The 26,189-nt window shown below is 65.5% G+C and carries 27 protein-coding genes; 22 read left to right on the top strand and 5 right to left on the bottom strand.

Annotated elements, in window-relative coordinates; all coding sequences use genetic code 11:
• Position 1: 1 nt before the first annotated feature.
• The 12 genes from flgC to MKP08_RS00445 are packed head-to-tail and all read left to right on the top strand — an operon-like array spanning position 2 to position 9,294.
• Complete coding sequence (gene flgC / locus MKP08_RS00500; RefSeq protein ID WP_373418057.1) at positions 2-406, top strand: flagellar basal body rod protein FlgC; 405 nt, start codon at positions 2-4, stop codon at positions 404-406.
• On the top strand, positions 403-729 hold the full coding sequence (locus MKP08_RS00495; RefSeq protein WP_241554437.1) for a flagellar hook assembly protein FlgD: 327 nt from the start codon (positions 403-405) through the stop codon (positions 727-729). Before flgC ends, MKP08_RS00495 begins: the two co-directional genes overlap by 4 nt.
• Positions 730-763: 34 nt before the next feature.
• The gene (locus MKP08_RS00490) at positions 764-1,579 is read left to right on the top strand and encodes a flagellar hook-basal body complex protein (RefSeq protein WP_241554436.1); all 816 of its coding nucleotides are present in this window, start codon (positions 764-766) and stop codon (positions 1,577-1,579) included.
• A 5-nt stretch (positions 1,580-1,584) separates the two neighbouring features.
• On the top strand, positions 1,585-2,328 hold the full coding sequence (locus tag MKP08_RS00485; RefSeq protein WP_215227489.1) for a flagellar basal body rod protein FlgF: 744 nt from the start codon (positions 1,585-1,587) through the stop codon (positions 2,326-2,328).
• A 34-nt stretch (positions 2,329-2,362) separates the two neighbouring features.
• A complete protein-coding gene (flgG, locus tag MKP08_RS00480; protein ID WP_215227490.1) occupies positions 2,363-3,151 on the top strand; it encodes a flagellar basal-body rod protein FlgG in 789 nt (262 codons plus the stop codon).
• A gap of 8 nt (positions 3,152-3,159) precedes the next feature.
• The gene (locus tag MKP08_RS00475) at positions 3,160-3,819 is read left to right on the top strand and encodes a flagellar basal body L-ring protein FlgH (RefSeq protein WP_215229767.1); all 660 of its coding nucleotides are present in this window, start codon (positions 3,160-3,162) and stop codon (positions 3,817-3,819) included.
• A gap of 13 nt (positions 3,820-3,832) precedes the next feature.
• Positions 3,833-4,939, top strand: a complete 1,107-nt coding sequence (locus MKP08_RS00470) for a flagellar basal body P-ring protein FlgI (RefSeq protein WP_241554435.1) — start codon at positions 3,833-3,835, stop codon at positions 4,937-4,939.
• Positions 4,936-5,238 (top strand): rod-binding protein, encoded by a 303-nt coding sequence (locus MKP08_RS14365; protein ID WP_241554434.1) that lies wholly within the window; start codon positions 4,936-4,938, stop codon positions 5,236-5,238. The genes MKP08_RS00470 and MKP08_RS14365 overlap by 4 nt, the downstream gene beginning before the upstream one ends.
• A gap of 6 nt (positions 5,239-5,244) precedes the next feature.
• Positions 5,245-6,582 carry a flagellar hook-associated protein FlgK gene (flgK, locus tag MKP08_RS00460; RefSeq protein WP_241554433.1) on the top strand — a complete coding sequence of 446 codons (1,338 nt, stop codon included), beginning with the start codon at positions 5,245-5,247 and terminating at the stop codon, positions 6,580-6,582.
• Between the two features lies 1 nt (position 6,583).
• On the top strand, positions 6,584-7,510 hold the full coding sequence (locus MKP08_RS00455) for a flagellar biosynthesis protein FlgL (protein ID WP_241554432.1): 927 nt from the start codon (positions 6,584-6,586) through the stop codon (positions 7,508-7,510).
• A 19-nt stretch (positions 7,511-7,529) separates the two neighbouring features.
• Entirely contained in the window at positions 7,530-8,393 is an 864-nt protein-coding gene (gene motA / locus MKP08_RS00450) for a flagellar motor stator protein MotA (protein WP_241554431.1), read from the top strand.
• A 19-nt stretch (positions 8,394-8,412) separates the two neighbouring features.
• On the top strand, positions 8,413-9,294 hold the full coding sequence (locus tag MKP08_RS00445; RefSeq protein WP_241554430.1) for a flagellar motor protein MotB: 882 nt from the start codon (positions 8,413-8,415) through the stop codon (positions 9,292-9,294).
• A gap of 66 nt (positions 9,295-9,360) precedes the next feature.
• Here the strand turns inward: MKP08_RS00445 and MKP08_RS00440 are convergent, their stop codons facing one another.
• Positions 9,361-10,146 (bottom strand): 2-keto-4-pentenoate hydratase, encoded by a 786-nt coding sequence (locus tag MKP08_RS00440; RefSeq protein ID WP_241554429.1) that lies wholly within the window; start codon positions 10,144-10,146, stop codon positions 9,361-9,363.
• A gap of 164 nt (positions 10,147-10,310) precedes the next feature.
• Here MKP08_RS00440 and MKP08_RS00435 point away from each other — a divergent pair, with 164 nt between their 5' ends.
• The 4 genes from MKP08_RS00435 to MKP08_RS00420 all read left to right on the top strand — a co-directional run bounded on the left by MKP08_RS00435 (position 10,311) and on the right by MKP08_RS00420 (position 13,903).
• Positions 10,311-11,330 (top strand): LacI family DNA-binding transcriptional regulator, encoded by a 1,020-nt coding sequence (locus tag MKP08_RS00435; protein WP_241554428.1) that lies wholly within the window; start codon positions 10,311-10,313, stop codon positions 11,328-11,330.
• Between the two features lie 123 nt (positions 11,331-11,453).
• The gene (locus MKP08_RS00430; protein ID WP_215227499.1) at positions 11,454-12,086 is read left to right on the top strand and encodes an RpiB/LacA/LacB family sugar-phosphate isomerase; all 633 of its coding nucleotides are present in this window, start codon (positions 11,454-11,456) and stop codon (positions 12,084-12,086) included.
• A gap of 24 nt (positions 12,087-12,110) precedes the next feature.
• Positions 12,111-12,884: a 2-dehydro-3-deoxy-D-gluconate 5-dehydrogenase KduD gene (kduD, locus tag MKP08_RS00425; RefSeq protein WP_241554427.1), complete on the top strand. Its 774-nt coding sequence runs from the start codon at positions 12,111-12,113 to the stop codon at positions 12,882-12,884.
• Positions 12,881-13,903 (top strand): sugar kinase, encoded by a 1,023-nt coding sequence (locus tag MKP08_RS00420; RefSeq protein WP_241554426.1) that lies wholly within the window; start codon positions 12,881-12,883, stop codon positions 13,901-13,903. The genes kduD and MKP08_RS00420 overlap by 4 nt, the downstream gene beginning before the upstream one ends.
• A 22-nt stretch (positions 13,904-13,925) precedes the next feature.
• Here the strand turns inward: MKP08_RS00420 and MKP08_RS00415 are convergent, their stop codons facing one another.
• Positions 13,926-15,272, bottom strand: coding sequence for a polysaccharide lyase family 1 protein (locus MKP08_RS00415; protein WP_241554425.1), 1,347 nt, complete (start codon positions 15,270-15,272; stop codon positions 13,926-13,928).
• A 124-nt stretch (positions 15,273-15,396) separates the two neighbouring features.
• Here MKP08_RS00415 and MKP08_RS00410 point away from each other — a divergent pair, with 124 nt between their 5' ends.
• The 4 genes from MKP08_RS00410 to MKP08_RS00395 are packed head-to-tail and all read left to right on the top strand — an operon-like array spanning position 15,397 to position 19,130.
• The gene (locus MKP08_RS00410; protein WP_241554424.1) at positions 15,397-16,371 is read left to right on the top strand and encodes an alpha/beta hydrolase; all 975 of its coding nucleotides are present in this window, start codon (positions 15,397-15,399) and stop codon (positions 16,369-16,371) included.
• Complete coding sequence (locus MKP08_RS00405) at positions 16,368-17,375, top strand: TRAP transporter substrate-binding protein (protein WP_241554423.1); 1,008 nt, start codon at positions 16,368-16,370, stop codon at positions 17,373-17,375. Before MKP08_RS00410 ends, MKP08_RS00405 begins: the two co-directional genes overlap by 4 nt.
• A gap of 1 nt (position 17,376) precedes the next feature.
• Positions 17,377-17,847, top strand: coding sequence for a TRAP transporter small permease (locus tag MKP08_RS00400; protein WP_241554422.1), 471 nt, complete (start codon positions 17,377-17,379; stop codon positions 17,845-17,847).
• A complete protein-coding gene (locus MKP08_RS00395) occupies positions 17,847-19,130 on the top strand; it encodes a TRAP transporter large permease (protein ID WP_241554421.1) in 1,284 nt (427 codons plus the stop codon). The genes MKP08_RS00400 and MKP08_RS00395 overlap by 1 nt, the downstream gene beginning before the upstream one ends.
• A 64-nt stretch (positions 19,131-19,194) precedes the next feature.
• Here MKP08_RS00395 and MKP08_RS00390 read toward each other — a convergent pair whose 3' ends face one another.
• The 3 genes from MKP08_RS00390 to MKP08_RS00380 are packed head-to-tail and all read right to left on the bottom strand — an operon-like array spanning position 19,195 to position 24,133.
• A complete protein-coding gene (locus tag MKP08_RS00390; protein ID WP_241554420.1) occupies positions 19,195-20,310 on the bottom strand; it encodes a pectinesterase family protein in 1,116 nt (371 codons plus the stop codon).
• 4 nt (positions 20,311-20,314) lie between these two features.
• A complete protein-coding gene (locus tag MKP08_RS00385; RefSeq protein ID WP_241554419.1) occupies positions 20,315-21,343 on the bottom strand; it encodes an alpha/beta hydrolase in 1,029 nt (342 codons plus the stop codon).
• Positions 21,344-21,385: 42 nt separating this feature from the next.
• Positions 21,386-24,133 carry a TonB-dependent receptor gene (locus tag MKP08_RS00380; protein WP_241554418.1) on the bottom strand — a complete coding sequence of 916 codons (2,748 nt, stop codon included), beginning with the start codon at positions 24,131-24,133 and terminating at the stop codon, positions 21,386-21,388.
• Positions 24,134-24,491: 358 nt separating this feature from the next.
• Between MKP08_RS00380 and MKP08_RS00375 the strand changes: the two genes are divergently transcribed.
• Positions 24,492-24,770, top strand: a complete 279-nt coding sequence (locus MKP08_RS00375; RefSeq protein WP_241554417.1) for a heme NO-binding domain-containing protein — start codon at positions 24,492-24,494, stop codon at positions 24,768-24,770.
• Positions 24,770-26,188, top strand: coding sequence for a sigma-54 dependent transcriptional regulator (locus tag MKP08_RS00370; protein WP_241554416.1), 1,419 nt, complete (start codon positions 24,770-24,772; stop codon positions 26,186-26,188). Before MKP08_RS00375 ends, MKP08_RS00370 begins: the two co-directional genes overlap by 1 nt.
• The last annotated feature ends 1 nt before the right edge of the window (position 26,189 follow it).

The raw sequence follows: 26,189 nt of genomic DNA, 5'->3' as shown, positions 1-26,189 counted from the left end.
CATGCCCGCCCCGATGAACGTCTTCACCATCGTCCAGCGCGGGATGTCCGCGCAGATGGTGCGCATGAACGCCGCCGCCTCCAACCTCTCCAACGCGGGTTCCGTCGCGGGCAGCGAGGACGAGGCCTATCGCCCGGTTCGCCCCGTCTTCGGCGAAGAGCTCGACCGCGCGAGCGGTAACTCCACGGTGAAGCTGAACGGCATCGCCCGATCCGACGCGGCGCCGGTCAAGCGCCACGATCCCGGCCACCCGCTCGCCGACGAGAACGGCGACGTGTGGGAAGCGCCCGTCGATGAGACGGCCGAGATGGTCGAGATCATGGAAAGCGCCCGCCAGTACCAGAACCTGGTCGAGGCGATGCAGACCGCCAAGCAACTGATGCTCGAAACGATGAGGATGAAATGACCGTCATAGCCAACCAGCCCGCCGGTGCCACCGGTGCCACCGGTGCCGCCCCGCCGACCGCCCCCGCGGCCCCTGCCAAGAGTGGCTTCGCCGCGCTCGGCAGTGGCGATTTCCTGCGCCTGATGATCGAGCAGCTGAAGCAGCAGGACCCCACCAATCCGGTCGATAACAAGGAAATGCTGGTCCAGATGGCGCAGTTTACCGCGCTGTCCGGCACGACCGAGACGAACGCGACGCTGCAGGCGATCGCCGACAAGCTCGACTCCCTCGTCGCCGCCCAATCGAGCCTGCAGGACATGCTCCAGCCCGGCGCCTCCGCCTGATCTCCATCCGAATTTTCACGAAGGAAACCCTACCATGTCTTTCTATACCTCTCTCAACGGCCTCAAGAACGCACAGACCGACCTCGGCGTCATCGCGCACAACATCGCCAACGCGGAAACGACCGGCTTCAAGAAGAGCGATACGCAGTTCGCCGACCTGGTTTCGGGCGGCCCCAATACCGAGCCCAAGATGATCCGCGGCATCGGCGCGACCGTGGTCTCCATGACGCAGAGCTTCACCCTCGGCCCGATCGAGCAGACCCAGCGCGCGACCGACCTCGCCATCAGCGGCGACGGCTTCTTCACCCTGCGCGGCGGGGAAACCGGCAAGACGGTGTTTACCCGCAACGGCGCGTTCGAGATCGACGGCCAGGGCTTTCTGCAGGACGGGGCCGACAACCGCGTGCAGATGATGGCGGTCGATGCGAACGGTCAGCCGACCAATCCGGGGACCACGCTCGACGTGTTCATCCCGCAGCAGAACGCCGCCGGTGCCGATCTTTCGGGCGTCACGGTGCAGAAGGACGGGCGCATCCGGGCTGCCTATGCCGATGGTACGGTCGATACGATCGGCCGCGTGGCACTCGCCAGCTTCATCGCGCCGACCGGCCTGCGCCAGCTCGGCTCCTCGCAGTGGGAAGCGTCCGGCACCTCGGGCACCGCGTCCTACGGCGTGCCGGCGGTCGGCCGCTTCGGTGAACTGCAGTCGGGCGCGCTCGAGCGGTCCAACGTCGACCTGGCGGAGGAGATGGTCGGCCTGATCACCGCGCAGCGCAACTTCCAGGCGAACGCCAAGGCGATCGACACCGCGACGCAGCTTTCGCAGACGATCATCAACCTGCGGAGCTGATCGCGATGGACCGGATGATCTACACCGCGCTGACCGGCATGGATGCGGCGATGACGCGCCAGCGCGCCGTCGCCAGCAACCTCGCCAATGCGCAGACCACCGGCTTTCGCGCCGAGACCTTCAGCGTCAAACCCCTGACGCTGAAGGGCTCGCCGCTGGAAGTGCGGGTCATGGCGCAAGGCGCGGTGCGCGGGGCGGACATGTCCGCCGGCAAGGTGATCACGACCGGTCAACCGCTCGACATCGCGGTCAAGGGCGATGCCCTGATCGCGCTCCAGGGGAAGGACGGGGCGGAAGTCTATTCGCGCCGCGGCGATCTCTCGATCGGGGTCGGGGGCGTCCTCGAAAACGGCGACGGTCGCCCGGTGCTGGGCGAGAACGGGCCGATCACCGTCCCCGCCGGTCGCCAGGTCGCGATCGCGGGAGACGGCACGGTCACCGCCGCCGATCCCGCGACGCCCGAACTGCCGCCCGAAGAGGTCGGCCGGATCAAGCTCGCCAGCCCGGCGGGCAGCACCATCATAAAGGATCTCGACGGGTTCATGCGCGTGCCGAATGGCGGCGTGCTGCCCGGCGATCCGACCGCCGAGGTCGAGGTCGGCGCGCTGGAGCAGTCCAACGTCGATACGGCGGGAACGCTGATCGACATCATCGAGGCGCAGCGCAGTTTCGACCGGCGCGCCAAACTGTTCACCACCGCCAGCGATCTCGATCGCGCCGGTTCCCAGCTCATGAGCCTGCGCGGCTGACGCGCGCTTTTTTCCGCACGAAGGACCACCCACCATGCCCATTTCCGCCCTTCACGTCGCCCGCACCGGGCTCGAGGCACAGGACGCGCGGATGCGCGTCATCGCCAACAACCTCGCCAATATCGGCACCACGGGGTTCAAGCGCGACCGGGCGAACTTCGCCACGCTCGCCTATCAGGAGGCGCGCGTCGCCGGACAGCAATCGACCAACGAATCGCAATATGCGGTCGGGCTGAACCTGGGTACCGGCGTGGGGCTGCAAGGCACCAGCCGGATCGAGACGCAGGGCACGCTCGACACCACCGGCAACACCTTCGACCTGGCGCTGGACGGCGCGGGCTATTTCCAGGTGCAGCTCCCCGGCGGGCAGCTGGGCTATACGCGCGCCGGCAATTTCACCCTGTCCGCAGAGGGCCAGCTGGTCACCGCGCAGGGTTTCGCGGTGCAGCCCGCGATCGCCGTGCCGCCGGGTGCGCAGTCCATCAGCATTGCGCCCGACGGCACCGTCAGCGCGCTGGTCGCGGGCGATACCGATCCGACCGAGATCGGCCAGCTCACCGTCGCGCGCTTCGCCAATGCGGCCGGCCTGCGCCAGAGCGGCGACAACTTCCTGCTCGAAACCGCGGCCAGCGGCCCGGCGGAGCTGGGCGCGGCGGGGACCGAGGGGCGCGGCTCCATCCGGCAGGGCATGCTGGAAGCGTCCAACGTCAACGTGGTCGAGGAAATGGTCGCGATGATCGAGGCGCAGCGCGCCTACGAGATCAATTCCAAGATGATCAGCGCGGTCGACGAAATGCTGCGCAACGCGAACCAGACGCTGTGAGCCCCATGATGAACCGCTTCCGCCTCGTATCCGTCGCCGGTCTCGCCGCTTCGCTCGCCGCGTGCGGCTCCACCGCGCCCGCGCCCGGTTTCCACGCCGCGCTGCCGCCGCCACCGCCGGTCGCCCCCGCGCGCGACGGCGCCATCTTCCAGGCCGCGAACGGCTATGCCGCCTATCACGAGGGCACCCGTGCCCGCGCGGTCGGCGATGTGCTGACCATCGTCCTGACCGAGAGCGTGGTCACCGCCAAGAGCACGGCGGGCAGCACCAATCGCAACGGCAGCGCGTCGATCACGCCGCCCAGCGCCGGTCCGCTCGACTTTCTCGACCCCGAAGCCCTTAAAGCTGCGGCCCAGGCGTCGTTCAATGGGAAGGGCGATGCCGCGCAACGCAGCACGCTCAGCGGTGCCATCGCCGTCACCATCGCAGAAGTGCGTCCCAACCGGACCGCTCTGGTCCTAGGGGAAAAGAAGATGCTTCTGAGCCAGGGCGACGAGTGGGTGCAGTTCGCCGGCATCGTGCGCCTCGCCGATATCGATATCGAGAACCGCGTCCGGTCGACTTCGGTCGCCGACGCCCAGATCATCTATTCGGGCAATGGCGCGGTGCAGCAGGCCAGCCGCCCGGGTTGGCTGTCGCGCTTCTTCGGCGCGATCAGCCCGTTCTGAGGGAGAGGCGACGATGAACCGGCTTTCCATCCTTTTCATGTGCGTCGCCGCGCTGTTCGGCGTGCTCGCACCGACCCCCGCCGCCGCCGAGCGCGTGCGCGACCTGGGCGGGTTCCAGGGCGTGCGGACCAACCAGCTAACCGGTTACGGTGTCGTGGTCGGCCTGCAGGGCACGGGCGACGACAATCTGGAATATGTCACGCAGGCGATGAAGGGCGTGTCGGGCCGGTTCGGCCTCACGTTGCCGCCCGGCGTGGCCCCGGGCCTGAAGAACGCCGCCGCGGTGATTATCACCGCCGAGCTGCCGGCGTTCTCCAAGCCCGGCCAGCGGATCGACATCACCGTATCGACGCTGGGCAAGGCGAAGAGCCTGCGCGGCGGCACCCTGGTCCTGAGCCCGCTCTACGGCGCCGATGGACAGATCTACGCGATGGCGCAGGGCAACCTCGCCGTCGGCGGACTGGGCGTGAGCGGACGCGACGGCTCCCAGCTGTCGGTCAACGTGCCTACCGTCGGCCGTGTGGCGGGCGGGGCCACTGTGGAACGCGACGTGGCCACCGGCTTCGATGCCGGCAGCACGCTGCGCTACAATCTCCACGACGCCGATTTCCTGACCGCATCGAGGGTGCGCGACGCCATCAATGCGCGCTATCCCGAAACCGCCCGGATCGTCGACGGCGTCACGATCGAGCTGCTGATGCCGCTGGGCAGCGACGCGCGTTCGTCGCTGATGGCCGCGATCGAGATGCTGGAGGTGAAGCCCGCGGAAAGCGCGGCCAAGGTCATCGTCAACAGCCGCACCGGAACGGTGGTGATGAACGGCGCGGTGCGCCTGTCGCCTGCCGCCATCAGCCACGGCAAGCTGATCGTCCGGGTCGAGGAGGATCCCCGCATCGTCCAGCCCGAGCCGTTCAGCCGCGGGGTGACCGCGGTGGAGGATGCGAGCACCATCTCCGTGGATGAAGTGGGCGAGCGCGTCGTGCTGATGCAGGGCGGGGCCGACCTGTCGGAAATCGTCGATGCGCTCAACACCCTGGGCGTGGGCGCATCCGATCTCGTCGTCATCCTCGAGGCGCTGAAGCAGGCCGGTGCGCTGCAGGCCGAAATGGTGGTGATGTGAGCCCGCTCTCCGCCATCGGCCCGGCCACCGGACCGGCGACACCCGAGCTGTCGCCCGAACGCGCAGAACTGCGCAAGGCCGCTCGCGGGTTCGAGGCGATCTTCGTGCGCCGCATGCTGGAGGCCGCCCGGGCGGCGGATTTCGGCGGCGATGACGTGATGGGCGCCGGGGGCATGGAGCAGTTTTCCGCGATGCGGGACGAACATCTCGCCGATATCGCAGCGGAGCGCAGCAGCTTCGGCATCGCGGACGCGATCGAGGCGCAGCTGTCCGCGCGGCTGGATCACAAGGAAGGCTAAGGCGCGATGTCCGGCAATCTGATTACCATCGGCAAGAGCGGCGCAAGCGCGGCGCGCGCGGCACTGGAGCTGACGGGCCAGAACATCGCCAATGCCGGCAACGCCACCTATGCCCGGCGCACGCTGGGCCAGTCGGAAGTCGTCGCGACCGGCGGGATCGGGCTCAGCGCGTCGTCCGCGCTCAGCGGCGTGCGCGCGGACGGGGTGCAGCGCACCCAGTCGCTGTTCCTGCAGAACGAGGTCCGCCGGACCAACAGCGACGTCAGCCGGGCCGACGCTGAACTGCGCGGGCTCAAGAACGCCGAAAGCGCGATCGAACAGGCGGGCATCTATCCCGCCATCGTCAATTTCGAAGCCGCGCTGTCGCAGCTGGTATCCGATCCGCTGGACGGCGCGCTGCGCGCCAATGCCCTGGAAAGCGCCAATACGCTGACGCAGACCTTCGCCATCGCGACCGAGGGCATGGGGGTCGCCGCGGACGAGCTGCGCTTCGATGTCGAAGCCGGGGTGACCGAGTTCAACACCCTGTCGGCGGAACTGGCGCGGACCAATATCGGCCTGGCCCGCTCGCAGGAAGGCAGCGCGAACAAGGCGGCGCTGCTCGACCAGCGCGACGCCCTGCTCACCCGCATGTCGGGCCTTGCCAATCTGTCGACCGAATTCGACAGCGTCGGGCGGGTGGCAGTCCGCGCCGGGGGCGCAGGGGGGCAGACGATCGTATCGGGGGCACAGGCCGCCTCGATCAGCGTCGCGTTCGATGGCGCGGGCAATACCGAATTCTCGGTCGGGGGCACCCCTCTGGTGCTGGGTTCGGGCTCGCTCGCCGGACAGGCGCAGGGCCTGCGCCATATCGCCGACCTGTCGAACAAGCTGGACGGGCTCGCCGCCCAGCTGATCGAACGTGGCAACACCGCCCAGGCCGCGGGCATCACGCCCGCCGGGACGCAGGGCCAGCCGCTGTTTTCCGGCACCAACGCCCGCGACATCGGGATTGCGCTGACCAGCGGCGCGGGTCTTGCGACCGCGCCCGCCGGAGCGAGTGCCAACAGCCGCGATACCGGAAACCTCACCGCCTTCATCGCGGCGATGGACGACAGCGGCCCGGCCAAATCCGCCGACCGTATCCTGTTCGAGCTGTCGAGCGCGATCGGCGGGCGCACCACCACGCGCGATGCGCTGCGCACCATTGCCGACACCGCGGGAATCGCCCTGAGCGCGGAAACCGCGGTCGATCTGGATGCGGAGGCCGCCAATCTCCTGCGCTTCCAGCAGGCCTTCCAGGCGAATGGCCGGATCATCCAGGTCGCCGCCGATATTTTCGACACGTTGCTGGGGATTGGATGACATGCCCGGTCCGGTAAATTCCACCCTCGCGTTCTACGACCGCTCGACCATGCAGATGGGCTCCATCCGGCGTGAGGCGGAGCGTCTGCAGGAACAGCTTTCGACCGGCAGCAAGCTGTCGCGGTCGTCCGACAACCCGGTCGCGGCCTCGCGCCTGCGCCAGCTCGGCCGCATGGACAAGCTCGCCGCGATCGACAGCGCCAATGCGGCGCGGGCCAATGACAGCCTGTCGCTGGCGGGCAGTTCGCTGCAACTGGTGGCGGACGACATAGTGCGCGCGCGCGAACTGGCGCTGTGGGCGGCCAACGCCTCCTCATCCCCGCAGGAGCGGTACTCCATCGGGCAGGAACTGGCGCAGATGCGGCTGGGCATCCTGGCCACCGCGAACGCCCGCGACAGCAGCGGCAACGCGCTGTTCGGCGGGGCGGCGACCGGCGATGCCTATGCGTTGGATGGCAATGGCGATGCCACCTATGTCGGCACCGCCGCCGCGGGCGAGCTTTCGCTCGGCGACGGACAGTCGGTCTCGCGCGGCGTCACCGGACCGAGCTTCCTCGATTTCCAGGCGGGCGGCCAGAACACCGATCTCCTCGCCTATCTGCGCCAGCTCAGCGACACGCTCCTCGATCCCACGGTGGATGACGCCATGGCCAAGGAAGTCGCAAGAGGGGCGGCGAAGGATCTGGATGGGTCGCTCGATTCGGTCGTGCGCACCCAGACCGTGATCGGTGCCCGCCTGGCCTGGGTCGAGACGGTGCAGGGCCGCCAGGAAACGAAGGCGCAGGTCCGCACCGCCGAATCGGGCGAGATCGGCGGGATCGATTTCGCGGAAACCATCGCAGAACTGCAGCAAATGATGACCGTGCTGGAAGCAAGCCAGGCCGGGTTCTCGCGGCTCGCTTCGCTCAGCCTGTTCAACTCAATTTGATTTACGGGAGTAATTGATCATGTTTCCGGCCATCGGGATCGTCATCCTGCTCGTCATGGTATTCGGCGGCTTCGTGCTGACCGGCGGTGCGATCGGCCCGGTCGCGGAAGCCGTGCCGCACGAAATGCTGATCATCGGCGGTGCCGCGATCGGCGCGCTGGTGGCGGGCAATTCGATGCACGAGCTCAAGGCGCTGGGCAAAGGGCTGCTGCGCGTGTTCAAGGGCAACAGCTACACCAAGCAGGATCATATCGACGCCATCGCCCTGTCGGCGAAACTGATGCGCTCGCTCAAGACCGAAGGGCCGGTCGCGCTCGAAAGCCACGTCGAGAACCCGCAGGAATCGACGATCTTCGCCGAATATCCGCGCGTGCTGGCGGACGAGGCGCTGCTCCACCTGATCTGCGATACGCTCACCCTGCTGGTGGTCTCTTCGGGAACGCTGGACACGCACGCGGTGGAAGAGGTGATGGACAACGCGATCAAGACGCATTTCCACGACATGGACGAGCCCGCCCATGCGCTGCAGAATCTTGCCGACGCGCTGCCCGCGCTGGGGATCGTTGCCGCGGTGCTCGGCGTGGTGAAGACGATGGGTTCGATCGACGAGCCGCCGTCGGTGCTGGGCGGCATGATCGGCTCCGCCCTGGTCGGCACGTTCCTGGGCGTGCTGCTCGCCTACGGCATCGTGGGGCCGCTCGCGACCCGGCTGAAGCAGATCAACATCCACGACCAGCAGATATTCCTGTCGGTCAAGCAGGTGATGATCGCCAGCCTGCACGGCCACCCGCACGCGCTGGCGGTGGAATCGGCGCGTTCCGGCCTGCCGCACATGCTGCGCCCGCAGCTGACCGATCTGCTCGACGTCCTGAAGGGCCGCTGAGGTGGCCAGCGCGCCTCTCATGGACAACCCGCCGCCCGGCGGGGAGCGGCGCGCGCCCACCGTGGCAGCGAACGAGGCGGAGGCGCCCCGGCCGCTGATCGTGAAGAAGATCATCGTCCAGGAGGCGGGCCATCACGGCGGCGCGTGGAAAGTGGCCTATGCCGACTTCGTCACCGCGATGATGGCGTTCTTCCTCCTGCTATGGCTGCTTGGTTCCACGACCGACGATCAGCGCAAGGGGCTGGCGGACTATTTCACTCCGACGCTGGTCAAGCTGAAGGAGCAGAGCGCCGGGTCCAACGGGCTGCTGGGCGGCAGTTCGATTACCGATGCCGACAGTTATCCGAATGCCGCGGGTCAGACCGGGACGCGGGCGCTCACCATTCCCCGCGATGCCACCGGCGGACCGCGCGAGGGCGCCTCGCCCGCGCCGAGCACAGCGCGGGCCGCGCAGATGCAGAAGCAGATCCAGGATCGCCTGGCGCAGACCGCGCGCCTGCGCAGCCTGGCGGGGCAGGTGCGGGTGATGGTGGTGCCCGAAGGTATCCGTATCGACATGATCGACGACGCCGATTTCTCCATGTTCGCGCTCGGCACCACCGTACTGACCGGCGACGCGCGCGAATTGCTGCACGTCATCGCGGACGCGGTGGCGGAGGAAGCCGCGCCGATGATCGTGCGCGGGCACACCGATGCGGTGAAATGGAAGCCGGGAACGGTGGCGAACAACTGGTCGCTCTCCGCCGGGCGGGCGGAAGCGACGCGGCAGCAATTGATGCGCGACGGCCTGCCCGAAAAGCGCTTCAGCCGGATCGAAGGCGTCGCGGATCGCGAATTGCTGATCGCCGACGATCCCACCGATCCGCGCAACCGGCGGATCTCGCTGCTGCTGCTGCGTTAGGGGCTGTTAACCGCCGGATCGGGGGCGGGGCGGCCAGCCCGCCCGCCCGTCTCGCTTTACGGCGTATTACGCACCGAAGATGCTGGTCGAAATCTCGACGCTTCCGATTTCTCCGAACGAAGCGGTGACCTGCTGACCGGCACCGACCTCGTGAACGCCGGTGATCGCGCCGCTCGAAATCCACCAGCCGGAGCGCGGTTCGATACCGCGATCCGCCAGGTTCTGCAGCAGGAAGCAGGCCGCACCGAACGGCCCGTCCAGCATGTCCGCCGTCGTCGCCTTGCCCACGACCGTATCTTCGACACGAACCGAAACGGGCACGGAATCGAGCGCGTCCCACATTTCTTCCGGGACGGTTTTGCCCAGCAGGATCCCGGCGTTGTTGCCGTGGTCCGAAATCGTGACGCATGGCCCATCGGCATTGATACCGGCATAGGGCGACGAGGCGATTTCCATTCCGATCCGGACTTCGTCGATCCAGCGCAGCGCCTCGCGCGGCGTTTGGGGAAGAGGTTCGTCTAGGGTTTTCAGGCGCAGCATGAACTCGGCCTCGACCGCGGCGAAGCCCCCGTCGAAAATCGCGAACTGCGCAGGCTGGTCTTGTTCGCGCTGGACGCTGTCGGTGAAGATCGGACCGGCCAGCCGATTGGCGCCCAGAGCCTCGCTGTCGGGCGGATTGATCTTCCCGACTTTCCAGCCCGCCACTTCGCGATCCCACAGGGACAGCGCCTTGTCCTGAACGCGATACGCCGCCGCCAACGTGGTGGGCCGCTCGCCCGGGTATTCCTCGATCGGACGTCCGGATTTTCGCGCTTCCACGAACGCGCTCGCGATGTCCCTCGCCATTTCCATCAAACCTCGCCCCGTCATTAAAGCACTGTGGATACCGCTTGGCGTATAACGACACCGGTGTCAAAGCGGTTTGGCGGAGAACCCGTAATCGGCGTCCGAAGCGCTTCGCATTATGCGCAGGGTCGTCTATCCCTTGCACAACCTGTCATTAACGCGGGAAGCAAATGCCTGACGCCACTCAAAAACCGACGATCAACGATGTGGCACGCATGGCCGGCGTTTCGAAGAAGACCGTCAGCCGGGTGATCAACCGCTCGCCTCTCCTGAAGAAGGAAACGCGGACCAAGGTGGAGGGCGTGATCGCCGAGCTGGGTTATCGGCCCAACCCGCAGGCGCGGGCTCTGGCCATGGGGCGCAACTTCCTGATCGGATTGCTGCACGACAATCCCAATGCCCAGACCGTGCTGAATTTTCAGGTCGGGGTGCTCGACGCCATTCGCGATACGGAATTTGCGCTGGTCGTGCGCCCGGTGGACCGGCAATCGCCGCATATGCTGGAAGACATTCGTTCGTTTCTGGAAATTCAGCGTCTTTTCGGGGTGCTGATACTGCCGCCGATATCGGAGAACGACGATCTCGCCCGGCTGTGCCGCGACATGGGATGCGGATATGTCCGGATGGGCTCGGCCCGACTGGACGACGACGAGCATCTGGTTCAGTCGAACGACCGCGAATGTGTCGAGAGCGTGATCGACCATCTCGTGGCGCAAGGGCATCGCCGGATCGCGATCATCAAGGGGCCGGACGGGTTTCGATCCGCCAAGGAGCGCTACGAGGGTTTCGCTGCCGCCATGAAGAAGCATGGGCTGGACATTCCCTCTGCTGCGATCGGGAGCGGCAATTATCGCTTCGATTCAGGTATCGCCGCGGCCGAAACGCTGATCGATACCGACTATCGGCCGACCGCCATATTCGCCAGCAATGACGAGATGGCGGCGGGCGCGTTCCACGCGGCGCGGGCGCGGGGGATCGACGTGCCGACGCAGCTCTCGATCGTCGGCTTCGACGATTCCCCCATCGCAGCGCATATCCTGCCGCCGATGACGACTGTCGGCTGGCCCATTCGCGAAATGGCCAAATCGGCCGCGCTCAAGCTGATCGAGCCGACCAATCCGGCGGCGGACCTTTCCACCTTTCCCGCCCGCCTGGTGGTGCGCAACTCGGTAGCGGCACCGCGCGATTAGGTGGGGGCGGTTGCAATTTCGCCCGCTACCGTCGATAACGAATTATGACACCGGTTACCGTAACGCGATTCGATGCGTTTCCGCGGTGGCCCCAATCGATCAAATCATAGAGAGGTGACCCCCATGAAAATCGCGCTCATCAACGAAAACAGCCAGGCCGCCAAGAACGGCATCATCCACGACGCGCTGACCACGGTGGTCGAGCCGCTGGGGCACGAAGTGCACAATTACGGCATGTACACCGCCGACGACGAAGCCCAGGTCACCTATCCGATGGTCGGCCTGCTGACGGGCATCCTGCTGAATTCCGGCGCGGCGGATTTCGTCGTCACCGGCTGCGGCACGGGGACGGGCTCGATGCTCGCCGCGAATGCGATGCCGGGCGTCTTCTGTGGATTGATCATCGATCCGACCGATGCCTTCCTGTTCGCGCAGATCAACGATGGCAACGCGATCGCCATGCCCTATGCCAAGGGCTTCGGCTGGGCGGCGGAGCTGAACCTGCAGGATTGCTATCGCAAACTGTTCGAGGGCACGCCGGGCGAAGGCTATCCCAAGGAGCGGGCGCAGATCATGGCGAAGAACCGCGGGGTGCTGTCCGATCTCAAGTCCAAGACCTGCTACGACATGCTGACGGTGGTCAAGAACGTCGACCAGGACCTGCTGAAGAGTGCGATCGCGGGGGAAAAGTTCGACGAGCTGTTCTACGCCAATTCGACGGACGAGCAGATGAACGACTACCTGCGTAGCCTCTGATCGCGGGCGGAGGGATACGAAGCTATGAGCGCGAACGCTTTTGACCTCACCGGGCGGACCGCTGTGGTGACGGGTGCGAACACCGGAATCGGGCAGGGTATCGCCGTTGCTCTGGCGCAAGCCGGGGCGGATGTGACTCTGGTCGCCCGCCGGGACCCGTCCGAAACCCGCCGCATGGTGGAAGATACAGGCAGCCGGGCGCATGTCGTGATGGCGGACCTGTCCAGCATCGAACCGTGCGAACGCATCGTGGGCGAGACGGTGGACACTTTCGGGAAGCTCGATATCCTCGTAAACAACGCGGGGATCATCCGGCGCAACGATGCCCTCGATTTTTCGGAGGAGGACTGGGACGCGGTCATGGATGTGAACCTGAAGGTTTTGTTCTTCCTCAGCCAGGCGGCCGCCCGCCACATGAGCGGCTGGTCGAAGCAGGACGAAACCCGTGGCAAGATCGTCAACATCGCCTCGATGCTTACCTTTCAGGGCGGCGTACGCGTGCCCAGCTACACCGCATCGAAGAGCGGTGTGGGCGGGCTGACCAAGCTGATGGCGAACGAATGGGCGCCCAAGGGCATCAATGTGAACGCCATCGCGCCCGGCTATATCGCGACGAACAACACCGCCGCGCTACAGGATGACGAGACGCGCAATCGCCAGATCCTCGAACGCATTCCCGAAGGGCGCTGGGGCGATCCGAGCGATATCGGCGGGGCCGCCGTATTCCTGGCTAGCAAGGCGGCCGATTACGTGCAGGGCCATATCCTCGCCGTCGACGGGGGCTGGCTCGCCCGATGAGCGCGACGGTGGGGGGGCATGTCGTCTGTTTCGGCGAGATGCTGCTGCGGCTGTCGCCGCCCGCCGGCACGCCGCTGGCGCGGGCCAACGCGCTCGACCTGCATGTCGGCGGGGCGGAAGCCAATGTGGCAATGGCGCTGGCGGGGATGGGGCATTCCGCCCGGATGGTCACCGCCCTCCCGCCGAACGGCCTCGGGCAGCGGGCCATAGCCGCGCTGGCGGAAGCCGGGGTCGACACGCGCGCGGTCGTGCGGTCGGCGGGGCGCATGGGGACGTATTTCTTCGAATATCCGTCGGGACCGATCCCGGGACGCGTTACCTACGACCGCGAGCATAGCTCGTTCGCGGTGGTCCGCCCGGAAGACTTGCGGTTCGATGACGCTCTCGACGGTGCCGCGCTGCTGCATATGTCCGGAATAACGCCCGCGCTCGGCCCGAACGGTGTAGCGTTGGCGAAGGCGGCGGTCGATGCCGCACGACGTCGAGAGGTTCCGATCTGTTTCGACGGGAACTATCGCGCCAACCTCTGGAGCGCATGGGACGGCGATGCCCGCGCGATTCTGAACGATCTGGTCTCGCAGGCAACCATCCTGCTCGGCAACCACCGGGATATCTCGCTGTTGCTGGGGGAGGAGCTGGAGGGGTCCGGCCCCGAACGCCGCCGGATCGCAGCGCAGCGCGCATTCGATGCCTATCCCAACCTCGAACTCATCGCGTCCACCGCGCGCCATGTCGAAACGGGGCAGGTCCACCGGCTGGCGGCGCGCGTCGATCGCCGCGAAGGCTGCTCGCAGACCGACGAAGTGCGCATCGCGCCGATCGTCGATCGGGTCGGCACGGGCGACGCCTTTGCCACGGGCATCCTGTGCGGCTGGCTCGAAGGGGTGGAGCTCGCCCGGATGGCGCAGCTCGGGCTCAAGCTCGCGGCGATGAAGCATGGCCGACCGGGCGACGTTCTGGCGGTCACGCCCGAGGAGGTCGAGGCCTTCGACCTCTCGGGCGGCGATGTCATCCGCTAGCCTGGCCGCGGGCCGGGAAGGATTACTTCCCGGTCTGCCGCATCTCCCGGTCCCGCGGCGACAGATGCTCCTGCGCGCCCGCCTTCTGTCCGGGATATAGCCCGGCCTTCGGCGCCATCGTCTTCAGATCCCAATTCTTCTCGACGAAGGGCGCGCGGCTCGGCGCGATCTGCGGATAGCCGCCGACTTCCTCCTCGGAATCGATGACGTGGCCTCGGCCCTCGGCAATGTAGAAGAGGATGCGAACCTCCTCGTCGCCGCGGTCCCAGGGGCGGGCACCGGCGGTAGCGAGCAGCGTGGTCTCCACATCGGAGGAGGGCATGATGTCGTATCCCTCCAGCGAGGCGAGGGGTCGTTCCGCCGTGATCAACCTCGCCGCGGTATCGCCGTAGCGGCCGAAATCCGGCAGCTTGGTGCCATGGCGATCCACCGCGACGTTGTCGCGACCGTAATAGGCAAGATCGCCCACCCCGCCCAGCATCAGGAAGGGGAGCTCGGGATCGGTGCTGTTGCCACCGCGCATGACGTTCCCGACCGCGGTGATCTGGCCCGTCACCGGTTCGTGCCCGGCCCATTCGAGATCCATGAGATTGTAATGCACCGCCCGGTGCATCGGGTCGTAGATGAAGTTGTTGACCATCAGCACCTGCGCGCCGCCCTTCACCAGCGGGGAACGCTCCACATTGTGCGCCCAGATGTTGCGGTCGAACACGATCCCGGTGGTGTTGTCGTGAACGAGGGAGCCCTTGGAATGCTCGCCCTTGGGATGGCTGGCATCGGCCAGGCCCTCGGCGGCGATGTTGAGGCGGAAGACGATGTCGTGGCTGGTGCCCGCGCGCCAGTCGGCCACCGTATCGCCGGTGAAGCGGGGGCCGCTGGCCGACATGTTCTCGTCGATCGCCCACATGAAGGTGTTGTTTTCGATCACCACGTCATGCGCCGCGACCGTGGAAAAGGCGTCCGCCTCCCAGCCGCTGCGCTTGGCCTGCCCGTCGACCCCGGTGAGGACGCGCAGATGGCTGATCTTCACGTCGTGGGTCGCGACGTCGATCCCGCCGCGCAGCAGGGTGATGCCGGGCGAAGGCGCGGTCTGCCCGGCAATGGTGACGTAGGGCTGGTCTATGCGCAGGGACGATCGTTCCAGATCGATCGCGCCGCCAACCTCGAACACGATGATACGCGGCCCCTTGCCCGCCAGGGCTTCGGCCAGGGATCCCGGTCCATCCTTGGCCAGCGTGGTGACGCGCACGATCCGCCCGCCTTCCCCGCCATTGGTGGGATCGGCCGGATGTGCGCTCAGGGCGGCGGGTGTTGCCAGCGATAGCGCGGCACCGGTAACGAGCCCGATCAGGGTGCTGGAAAATTTCATATTTGCTCCTCTCCCGGCGAACTTGACAAGCTTGCGGCGGCAATGCAATGCCGAATGACACCGGTTACCAAAAAATGTGAAGAGCCGGGGGGAGAGGAAGAGAGTGGGCCTGGATCGCCGGTCATTGCTTGCAACCAGTGTGGCTCTGGCGGCGTTCGGAGGCGGTGCCGCGAGCGCCGCAGCCGCGTCGCCCGGCGGCGCGACGGCGACGCTCGATCTCGCAGGCGTGTCGGACACGATCGCTCTTTGGCCCCAGGGCGCTCCCGGCGATCTCGATCCGAACCGGGTCGAGCAGATGGTCGAACGTAGCACCGATACCGGTATCCGCGACCGTGCGATGAGCGGCATCTCCAACCCGCGTATGCTGGTCGTTCGTGCGCGGCAGCCCAATGGGGGTGCGCTCGTCGTCATTCCCGGTGGCGGCTACCGGCATATCGTCGTCGACAAGGAAGGGCTGGAGACGGCTCGCTGGGCGGCGGAGAACGGCCTGACGGCCTTCGTACTGTTCCACCGCCTGCCCGGCGAAGGCTGGGCGGACCGTGCGAACGTCCCCTCTCGCGATGCACAGCGCGCGGTGCGCCTGGCCCGCGATCAGGCCGGACGCTACCGGTTCGATCCTGCGCGGATCGCGATGATCGGATTTTCCGCCGGTGGGCACGTTGCCGCCGAAGCGTCCGTGAACGCCGCTGGCGCGGCCGCGCCGGTCGATGCCGCGGATCGGGAAGATTGCACGCCGGCCTGCACCGCGTTGCTTTACCCCGTCATTTCGATGCGCGAACCGCTGGCCCATGCCGGTTCGCGAAGATTGCTGCTGGGTGAGCGACCCACGGCAGCAGCCGAGAACGCGCATTCGCCGGATCGCAATGTTTCTGGCAACGCACCGCCGTTCTTCCTCGCGCATGCCGAAGACGATGGGGCGGTTTCGGTGCAGAACACGCTGGCGATGCGCGACGCGCTGAAGGCGAAAGGGATCGCGGTCGACACTCACCTGTTCGCGGAGGGCGGCCACGGTTTCGGAATGCGCAGGATCGATCGCGGCGCGCTGTCGCTCTGGCCCCAAATGTTCCTCGCGTGGCTTAAGGAGCACGGGATCGCATGACCGGTACGCCGACTGCCGATCGCCGCGTCTTCCTGAAGGGTGTGGCTGGTCTCGGTGCGTCCGCGTTTCTGGCCGGCTGCGCGCCCAAGCTCGGCGGCATGCTGACCGCGGCCGACGCGCACCCGGAGAACTATCCCACGGTGCAGGCGGTGCGATACATGGGCGATCTGCTGTCCCAATGGACCGGTGGCCGCCTCGGCATCAAGATATTCGCGGGCGGTCAGCTCGGCAGCGAAACCGACACGTTGGAAATCACCAGCTTCGGCGGTCTCGATCTCACCCGCGTGAATTTTGCGCCGCTCAATTCGATCGAGCCGACGACCCTGCCGGTCTGCCTTCCCTTCATCTTCAATTCCGTGGCGCATATGCGCAAGGTGGTGGACAGCGACGTGGGCGAGGAAATCCTCGCCTCGCTCGAACCGCATGGGCTGATCGGTCTGTGCTATTACGATTCCGGCGCGCGCAGTTTCTACAACAAGCGCAACCCGATCCGCCATCCCCGGGACATGGCGGGACTGAAGCTCCGCGTGCCACCGTCGGACCTCTATGTCGCGATGATCAATGCGCTGGGCGCGAACGCGGTGCCGATTCCCTTCGGCGAGATTTACCAGGCCCTGACGCAAGGCGTGATCGACGGTGCGGAAAACAACTGGCCGACGCTGGTGGGGGAGCGGCATTACGAAGCCGTCAGCTATTTCAGCCTGACCGAACATCTCTTCACCCCGGAGGCTTTGGTGATGAGCAAGGCGAGCTGGGACAATCTGGCGGATGACGATCGTTCGCTGGTGCGCCGGGCGGCGAAGCGATCGGTCGTCGAGATGCGACGCCTGTGGGATCTGCGCGTCGCCGAAGCGAAACGGGTTATCGCCGCGTCCGACGTGAAGGTGAACACGGTCGACAAGGCCCCTTTCGCCGAGCTGATGCGGCCCGTTTGGGACCGGTTCATCGTGACGCCGACCCAGAAATCGCTGGTCGATCGCATCGTCGCAATGGGGCAGGGCTGACATGGCGCGCACGGTTTCCGCCTGGCTGGTCCGCCTGGGATCGGTCGGCCTGGTCCTGATGGCCATCATCGTGGGCTGGCAGGTGTTCGGGCGGTTCGTCCTGCAATCGAGCCCGTCCTGGACCGAACAGGCCTCTCTGGTGCTGATGATCTGGTACGTGATGTTCGTGACCGCCGCGGGCGTTTACGAGGAATTCCACATCCGCATAACCTTGCTGGAGGAGCGACTGGGCGACCGGGCGCTGTCCGTGCGACGCGTGGTCGCGCTGGTCATTTTCCTGCTGGGTTTGGTGCTGTGCATTTTCGGTGCGCAGCTGTGCTGGTCGGTGCGCGATAACGTCATCGCCTCGCTCGGGATCAGCCGGTCGGTCGCGTATTTCCCGATGCCGGTTTCGGGTTTGCTGATGGCGCTGTTCGCCTTGCCCCGGGTTTTCACCGGCCTCCCTTTCGAACCTGATCAAGAAGACGACTGATGGAATTGCTGGTTCTTTTCGTGGTCCTCTTCGCCCTGCTGATCCTGGGCGTGCCGGTCGGCTTCGCCCTGCTCGGTTCCGCCATCGCCTGCTTCGCCGTGATGGACATTCCGCTAATCGTGGCCGTTCAGCGGACCGCCGCGGGGATCAGCGTCTTCACCCTGATGGCGATTCCGTTCTTCATCTTCGCCGGCGATCTGATGTACCGCGCCGGCATTGCCGACCGTCTCGTGCGCGTCGCCGATGCAGCGGTTGGGCGGGTTCGCGGCGGGCTCGGCCTGGTCGACGTGGGCGCATCGATGATGTTCGGCGCGGTGTCCGGGTCGGCCATCGCCAGCGCCTCCGCGATCGGTTCGACGATGGTCCCGCTGATGAAGGACAAGGGCTATCCGCTCGATTATTCGGTCAACGTGACGGTGACCGCCGCCATCGTCGGCCTGTTGATCCCACCTTCGCACAACATGATCATCTATTCCGCCGCGTCAGGCATCGGGGTTTCGATCGGCGACCTGTTCATGGCGGGCGTGCTGCCAGGCTTGCTGACCGGGGCCATGCTGATGGCGACGGCGTGGTTCGTCGCCCGCCAGCGGCAGCTTCCCAAGGGCTATTTTCCCGGTTGGCGGGCCCTGTCGCGCGCGGTTGCAGTCGCGCTGCCCGGGCTGATGACCGCGATCATCATCATGGGCGGTATCTTGAGCGGTATCTTCACGCCGACCGAGATCTCGGCGATCGCGGTGATCTATACCGTGCTGGTCGGCACGCTCGTCTATCGCAGCCTCGGGTGGAACGAATTCTGGGGCGCGGCGCGCAAGTCGGCGCGGACCACGGCGATGGTCCTGTTCATCATCGCGACCGCCACCGCCTTCGGCTTCGCGCTTGCTCTGCTGGAGGTGCCGACCGAGCTCGCCAGCCTGATCGCGGTCATCACCGATAACCCGGTCATGACGCTGCTTATCATCAACGTGATGCTGCTGGTGCTGGGCACGTTCATGGACATGGCGCCGCTGATCGTGATCACCACGCCGATCTTCCTGCCTGTCGCCATGGGTGTCGGCGTCGATCCGGTCCACTTCGGCATCATCATGATGTTGAACCTGGGGATCGGGCTGGTAACGCCGCCGGTCGGTTCGGTGCTGTTCGTGGGGTCTGCGGTGGGCAAGATTCCGGTGACGAAGCTGGTGAAGACGATCTGGCCGTTCTACCTGACGCTCATCGCCGCGCTGGCGCTGGTCACCTACGTGCCCTTCCTGTCGCTCTGGTTGCCCTCGATATTCGCCGAGTAGTCTTCACGGCCACGGAGATGGCAGGTGCCCTCCGGGAGGCTTAGCGATACCGAAGGCGGATCGGTCAGTCCGCGGCCCAGCCGCGGGTGATGACGTTGCTCATCTCTTGCACGGTCATGGCCGGTCGCCAGGCGATCCCGATCTCTTCGCGACGCGCGCCGGGGCCGGTGGACCCCGTTTCCCAGAAGCGCGAGTCCTGCGGGCGGAATATATCGGTCTTCGTGCCGTCGCGCGCGGTTCCCGCCATGCTCGTCCAGTGGGCCGGCGCGATATGCGCATCCATCCAGCAATCGGCGAACACCGCCATGCCCACCGCCCGGGGATCGGCATAGCGCCCGTCGGGAAAACGGGTCGTCGGATGCCACGGCCGCGCCAGGGCCACGCTCCCATCTGGCACGCCGTCCTCTCGCGTCAGCCGACAATTGCGGAACACGATCCCGACCGGCTGCGAGAGCTGGGTGGAAGGGGCGGCAATGTAGGACTGGAAGCCGTCGCTATCGACGCCGCTGCGCGGGCGCGAACGGATTTCGCTATCCTCGATCAGCAGCTGCCCGTCGCCGAAGATGAAATCGACATTTCCCGCGATCAGGCTGTCGCGCACGACCGCCCGGCCGCCATGGGCGAACAGCGTATCCTGATAGCCGAGCAGGGCGACGTCGCGCAGCAGCACCATGTCGCTGGTCTCGTCGAGCAGGACGGCGAGTGCCTGCGAATTGCCGATCTTGCGCGGGTCGGAGTCCGGCAAGGCATCGTTGGCGAGGTAGTCGAAGCCGTTCTCGATCGTCAGTCCGGCGATGCGGATATTCTGTCCGGCCAGCGTGAGGGTCGCCGATCCCGCCGTGCCCCAGCCGTCGCGATGATAGGGACCGGCATTCTCGGCGACGAGATCGTTATGCAGAACGGTCGAGTCTCGGCCGGCACCCTGGATGGTGAGGTTGGATCGCCCGATCACGACGCGTTCTTCATATTCCCCGGGACCGATATTGATACGCACCGGGGCGCTGTCTGACGCATCGACGGACTGGAGCGCGCCGGTGAGGGTGGCAAAGCACGCGGGCCGCGCTCCGCAATCCTTGCTGACCTCGATCCTAGCGGCGGAGGATTGCGGCGGCAGGGTCGTGCAGGCAGCGGTGCACAGGAGCATTGCCGTGAGCGAGGAAAGGCTGGTGGTGGTCTTCAATTGATCATTCCTCGGCTTGCGATGGGCGCGCGGGCGGCAGGTCCTTCAGGAAGCTGTCGATCGCTTCCACGACCTGTCCCAGATAGGGGTCGAACAGCCAGAAAGTGTGCGGCAGTCCCGCGAAGTGGACGTGGCGGACCGGAATGCCCTCCGCGGTGAGCGTGGCGATAACTTCGTCACGACCGGCGGTGAACCGGTCATCCTCTCCGCTCACGATGAGAGTAGGCGGCGAAGCTGCGCTCAGATGGGTAGCCGCGCTCGCCTCTCGCCAAGTTTGCGGCGCGGTTTCCATCGATCCGCCAAGCCAGCGTGCGGCGGCGGAGTCCTCGCCTGCGGCGTTTTCGTACCGCAGCGCGAGTGGCGTGGTGAAATCCAGCACCCCATCCAGATCGATCAGCGCATTGAGGCGCGGCGCATGCGCCGCTCCGCCCGAGAACAGTGCCGTTCCCCCGGTATAGGCGATGAGCGAAGCCATCTGCCCGCCGGACGATTCCCCGCCGATCGCGATCCGCCGGGGGTCGATCCCGAAGGCTTGGGCGTTTTCGATCGTCCATCCGACCGCCGCGTTCACGTCGATCAGTCCGGCAGGATAAGGGCTTTCCAGCGCCAGCCGGTATTCGGGTATGACCACCGCGTAGCCGCGCTGCGCAAGCAGGTTGGCCATGGCGTAGAAATTGGACTTGTTGCCCGACCGCCAAGCCCCACCATGCACCAGCACGATCGCCTGCGCCGGTTTGGCGGCAGGGGCGGGGAGGAACACGTCGGCATGCAATTCGCGCATTCCGCGCTTTGCGTAGAGACGATCGAACATGATCCGGCGTCCGTCCCCGAGGTCAACGGTGGGCATGGCCAGTTCGGGGTGCGCAGGACTGTTCGCTTCGAAGCGCTGCGACACCGTATAGCTGTCGTCCAGCAAACGCGTCCGTTCATCGGTGGCGCTGGGAGAGAGCGGCGCACGGGGTGCATCCGCGGCTGCGGGGAGCATACACCCGGAAAGGGGTAAAGCCATGACGGCGGCAACCAGCAAGGTCACCGCCGTCCTTTGTACAAGATACTGTTTCAGCACGTACCGGCTTCAGTAGGTGTACCGGGCACCCAGGAACCACTGCGCGCCGGTATGGCTGTATTCGCGCGGAAGGTATTGGTCGCCATAGCCCGTGCCATAGATCAATTCCTTCTCGTCGGTGATATTTATCCCTTCGAGGGTCACCGCGAACTTCTCGGTCACGTTGACGAAGGCCGAGAAGTCGACATGCGTCGGGCCGTATTTGCGCTCCTGCACATGGCCGTTTCCGCCCGGTTCGCTCAACAGATAATCATCGCGCTTGTTGACCGACAGGCGCACGCCGTAATCCTTGTGATCGTAATAGAACGTGGCGTTGTAGGAGTTGGGCGACAGTCCGGTGGAATCTTCGGCCGACACATGGGTGTAGTTGGCCGCGACACCGAAATACTGGAGCATGCCCGGGAGGAAGGTGAACGGCTGGTTCACGGTTACCTCGATACCTCGGACCCGGTTGCCATCGTCGCTGTTTACCGGGATGTAGAAGGTGTAGGGCACCTCTGCCGGATCGGCATTGTACGACGGATCGTAGACCGGATCCGCGTAGATGCCGGGCCAAAACACCGGATCGATCATCTGTTCGACCACGTCGGTCTTGAGTGAGGTCACGATGTCCTTGTTGAACAGCGCGACCGCCACCAGGCCGCCATTGGGCGTGTAATATTCGAAGGACAGGTCCAGGTCGTTCGACTCGTAGGGCTTCAGGGCAGGATTGCCGAGATTGCTGACGGTACGGGTGGTGTAACCGAAGCTCGGCCCGGCGATGTTGAGCGAGCCCAGGCCCGGCCGCGTCATGCTGCGCCCGTAGGCGAAGCGCGCGACGACATCGGGCGTGATCTCCAGCGCGAGGTTCAGCGACGGGAGGTAATTGTCGTAGGTGTTGCCCTGCTCGACATTGGTGCCGTTGAGGACCGCTTCCGACGTCACCTTGGTCCGCACATAGCGAACGCCGGCATTTGCCCGCAGCAGCATGGAGCCGATATCGAAATCGGAATTGATCTCCACATATCCGCCTAGGGTTTCCTCCGAAACCTTCCAGCCGCGTCCGACGTCGAGAGTGTAGCCCGCGGGGAACCCGCCAGCGGATCGCAGTGCGTCGAAATCAACGACTGCAAATGGAACCAGAGTTTCGTCCAGCCCACGACTGAAATTGTCGATGGGGAAGGGGATGATGTAATCGAGCGGCGACTGGGAAACGGCATCGCCGTAGCCTTCCTCATAGCGAACCGACCGGTCGTTATAGGCCGCGCCGAGCAGGACGCTGAAGCGATCGCCGTCGTACACGAAGTCACCTTTCGTGGTGAAATTCTTCTTGTCGACGTTGTTTATGCGGTTGCCCGAAGTCTGCGCGTTGATGAAATTGTCCGGGTCGTTCGGATCCCAGCCTCCGTAGTCCACTTGCGCGACGTACGGGTTGTCCCGGAAATCGTAGCTGTAGAAATGAGGCGCGGAGCGGGTGTAGAAACGCAGCTCGGTACGGTCCGCCTGGTCCGCCGCATATCCGACCAGACCACTAAACGTGATGTCGTCGCTGACGTCGTAGTCGGCATTGAAAATGTACTGGTTGAAGGTGGATTTCGAATACTGGTAGCGGCTTTCGAACCAACTGGTCACATCGTCGAACGACGCTGCGATCAGTTGCTTCCCGTCCGGCCCGACCACGAATTCGAGAGGGGTCTGCCCCGTGAAATCGCCAGGCTGGCCGTGCGTGAGCAGCCACTCCATCGAGTTGTAGCTGCGCCGGTCGTTCTCCAGTTCCGAATGCAGCCAGTCGAACGAAAGCTTCAGCCCATCGGCGGGCGCGAGCTGAACCGAGCCGGTCAGCCCAAGCCGCTTCTGATCGTTGCCGAAGTAGTCGGCGCGCGGCAGGCGGGGGGCCCACAGGCAGTCCAGCGGATCGACTGCGCCGCAGCTGCCATCGACCGTTCCGATGACGGTCGGGTTGGTATCGGCCCAGCTATCGCCGGTTTCGTAGGGCGAGGTATAGCGAACGGTGCCGAAGCCTTCCTGCCGCACGGTGCGCTCCGAATATGCAGCGGAGAACAGAACGCCTATCAGGCCGTCCGCGAACGTATCGCTGACCAGCGCGGTGAACCGGGGGTCGATCTTGTGGCTGAGCGAATTGTAGCCGGCCTGCGCCGATCCCACCACGGTCAGCCCCGGATAATCGAAGGGGTGCGCGGTATAGAGGTCGACGGTGCCGGCGATGCCGCCTTCTTCGGTCGAGGCGCGTTGCGACTTCTGAACGTCGATCCGGTTGAACAGCTCGGACGCGAAGATGTGGAAGTCGAAAGAGCGCCCGGCATTGATCGTGAAGCCACCGGAATCGAGGCCGTCGGAGCTGGCGGGCACTTCCATGCCGTTGAGCGTCGTGCGGGTAAAATCGGGTGCGAAGCCGCGCAAAGTAATGTTGCGACCCTCGCCGCCCTCGCGCGAAACCGCGACGCCGGGAATACGCTGGATCGATTCGGCGATGTTCAGGTCCGGCATCTTGGCGATGTCTTCGGCCACGATGCTGTCGATGACGTTGACCGCCTCGCGCTTGATGTCCTGCGCTTCCTTCAGCGACCCGCGAAAGCCGGTGACGATGATGACATTTTCGTCGATCGCGGTTTCAGGCTCGGCCTGGGTCGCGGGATCTTCTTCGGCGGCTTGTGCATGGGCGGCCGTGCAGGGCAGCCCGATTCCCGCCAACAGCACAACACCCATCGCCGATGACGACAGCGTGCGCGAAACCAAGCCAATCCGACCTCTCAGCATTCCTCTCTCCCATCTTTTTTCCGTTATCGCCGTTCTGATGCGGCTTTGATACCGGTGTCAACAATCACACCGACCTAGAAAGGTTTGATACCGGTGTCAATGCGGCCGGTGGGCAGTGCGCTGGTCGAGCCAAACGTGAGCTTTAGGACGATCAACGGGGGACGCGGCGGGGCAAGTCGGGCCTGAGGACACAACCTGGCGCTGCCGACTTCACGCACGCTGCCTAATATACATGTGGGGCGGACACCCGAAGGTATCGAGGGATTGCGCGGCAGCGAGAGGAGACCGAGGGATTGCGCGGCAGCGAGAGGAGACCGGTCTCCCTCCTGTCGGAACGCGGCACGTCTCATTTTACCCGGTGCTGGAGCTTGACCCGTTAGGCGTCGCGCAATTGCATGTCCGCGAGCATATCCATCAGGACGTGAAGGTGCTCTACCCCGATGCCGTCCCTCCCGAAGTGACGGCGAGGACGCAGGATGGCGAATGCGTTGTCGAATATCGATCGCACCGGCCGCTCGCGCATATCGCATGCGGCCTCATCCGTGGCTGTCTCGAGCATTTCGGTGACGGACGGTCGATCGAATGGGTAGACTGCAGCGACAGCGGTGACGCCGCCACATTCAGGATCGCAGCGTGATGGTAAACTCGGTTCTGATCGTCGAAGACAGCGCGTCCATCGCGCTCGGTTATGCGGCGCAATTGCAAAGCGCGGGACACAAGGTGGATGTCGCCGAGACGCTGGCGGACGCGAAGGCCGCTCTGCGTGGGGGCGATTTCGACGTCGTGCTGCTGGACCTGCAATTGCCCGACGGCAACGGCATGGACCTCCTGAGCAGCAGCGCGTCGGGTGGAAAACCGGCCCCTGCGTTCATCATCGTTACCGCGGACGGCTCCCTCGCCCGTGCAATCGACGCGATGCGGTTGGGTGCTTACGATTTCCTGGTCAAACCGGTGGCTGGCGAACGGCTACTGACCACGGTGCGCAACGCCGCCGAACGGGGCCGCTCCGCGCGCAAGGCACAAACGCCCAAGAGTGTGGACACCGCAAACGGGTACCACGGCTTCATCGGCAAATCGCCTGCCATGCAGCAGGTCTATGAGGCGATCGAGAATATCGCGAGTTCCAAGGCCACCGTCTTCGTCACCGGCGAGAGCGGAACGGGCAAGGAAGTGACCGCCGAGGCGATCCACGCCGCAGGTGCGCGCGGCAATGGCCCCTTCGTGGCGATAAATTGCGGCGCGATCCCGGAAAGCCTGCTGGAGTCGGAGCTGTTCGGCCATGTGAAAGGCGCCTTCACCGGCGCGGTCGAGAACCGCATCGGCGCCGCCAAGGCCGCGGACGGCGGCACGCTGTTCCTCGACGAACTTTGCGAAATGGAGCTGAAGCTGCAGGTCAAACTGCTGCGGTTCCTGCAAACCGCGACAGTCCAGCCGGTCGGCTCGAGCAAGGTCGAGCCGGTCGACGTGCGGATCGTGTGCGCCACCAACCGCGATCCGATTGCCGAAGTGGCGGCGGGCCGGTTCCGCGAAGACCTGTTCTATCGCCTCAATGTCATCCCGCTAGAACTGCCGCCGCTGCGCGCGCGTGCCCAGGACGTGCAACTGATCGCCGAGCAATTCATGGCGCGCTTCGGCAAGGAAGAGGGGCGCGAGCTGACTGCATTGAGCGAGGAAAGCCGCGCCGCGCTGTACGAACATCCATGGCCCGGCAATGTCCGCGAGTTGCAGAACACCGTTCGCCGCGCCGTCGTCGTCGGGTCCGGCCCGATCCTGGACCTCGCATTGCAGCGGCATCCCGGCGCACCGGCCCAGCAGGGAGCGCCTGCCAGCGAGGGCCAACCCAACGTCGCCACTTCAAGCGCGCTCGTTGCGGAGAAACACCCTGTGCCGCAGGATGTGTGGGAAGGGATGACGCTCAATCAGATCGAGCGCATGGCAATCCATGCGGCGATAGAGCGATGCGGCGGTAATATCACCAAGGCCGCGAAGGCCCTCGATGTCGGCCCTTCCACCATCTATCGCAAGCTGGAAAAGTGGGGGGCTGCGATCAGTTGAG

The sequence above is a fragment of the Erythrobacter sp. LQ02-29 genome, assembly GCF_022576075.2.
Classification (GTDB): Bacteria; Pseudomonadota; Alphaproteobacteria; order Sphingomonadales; family Sphingomonadaceae; genus Alteriqipengyuania.
Note: the sequence above shows the minus strand (reverse complement) of the source record. Positions and strands in the feature narration are given on the sequence as shown.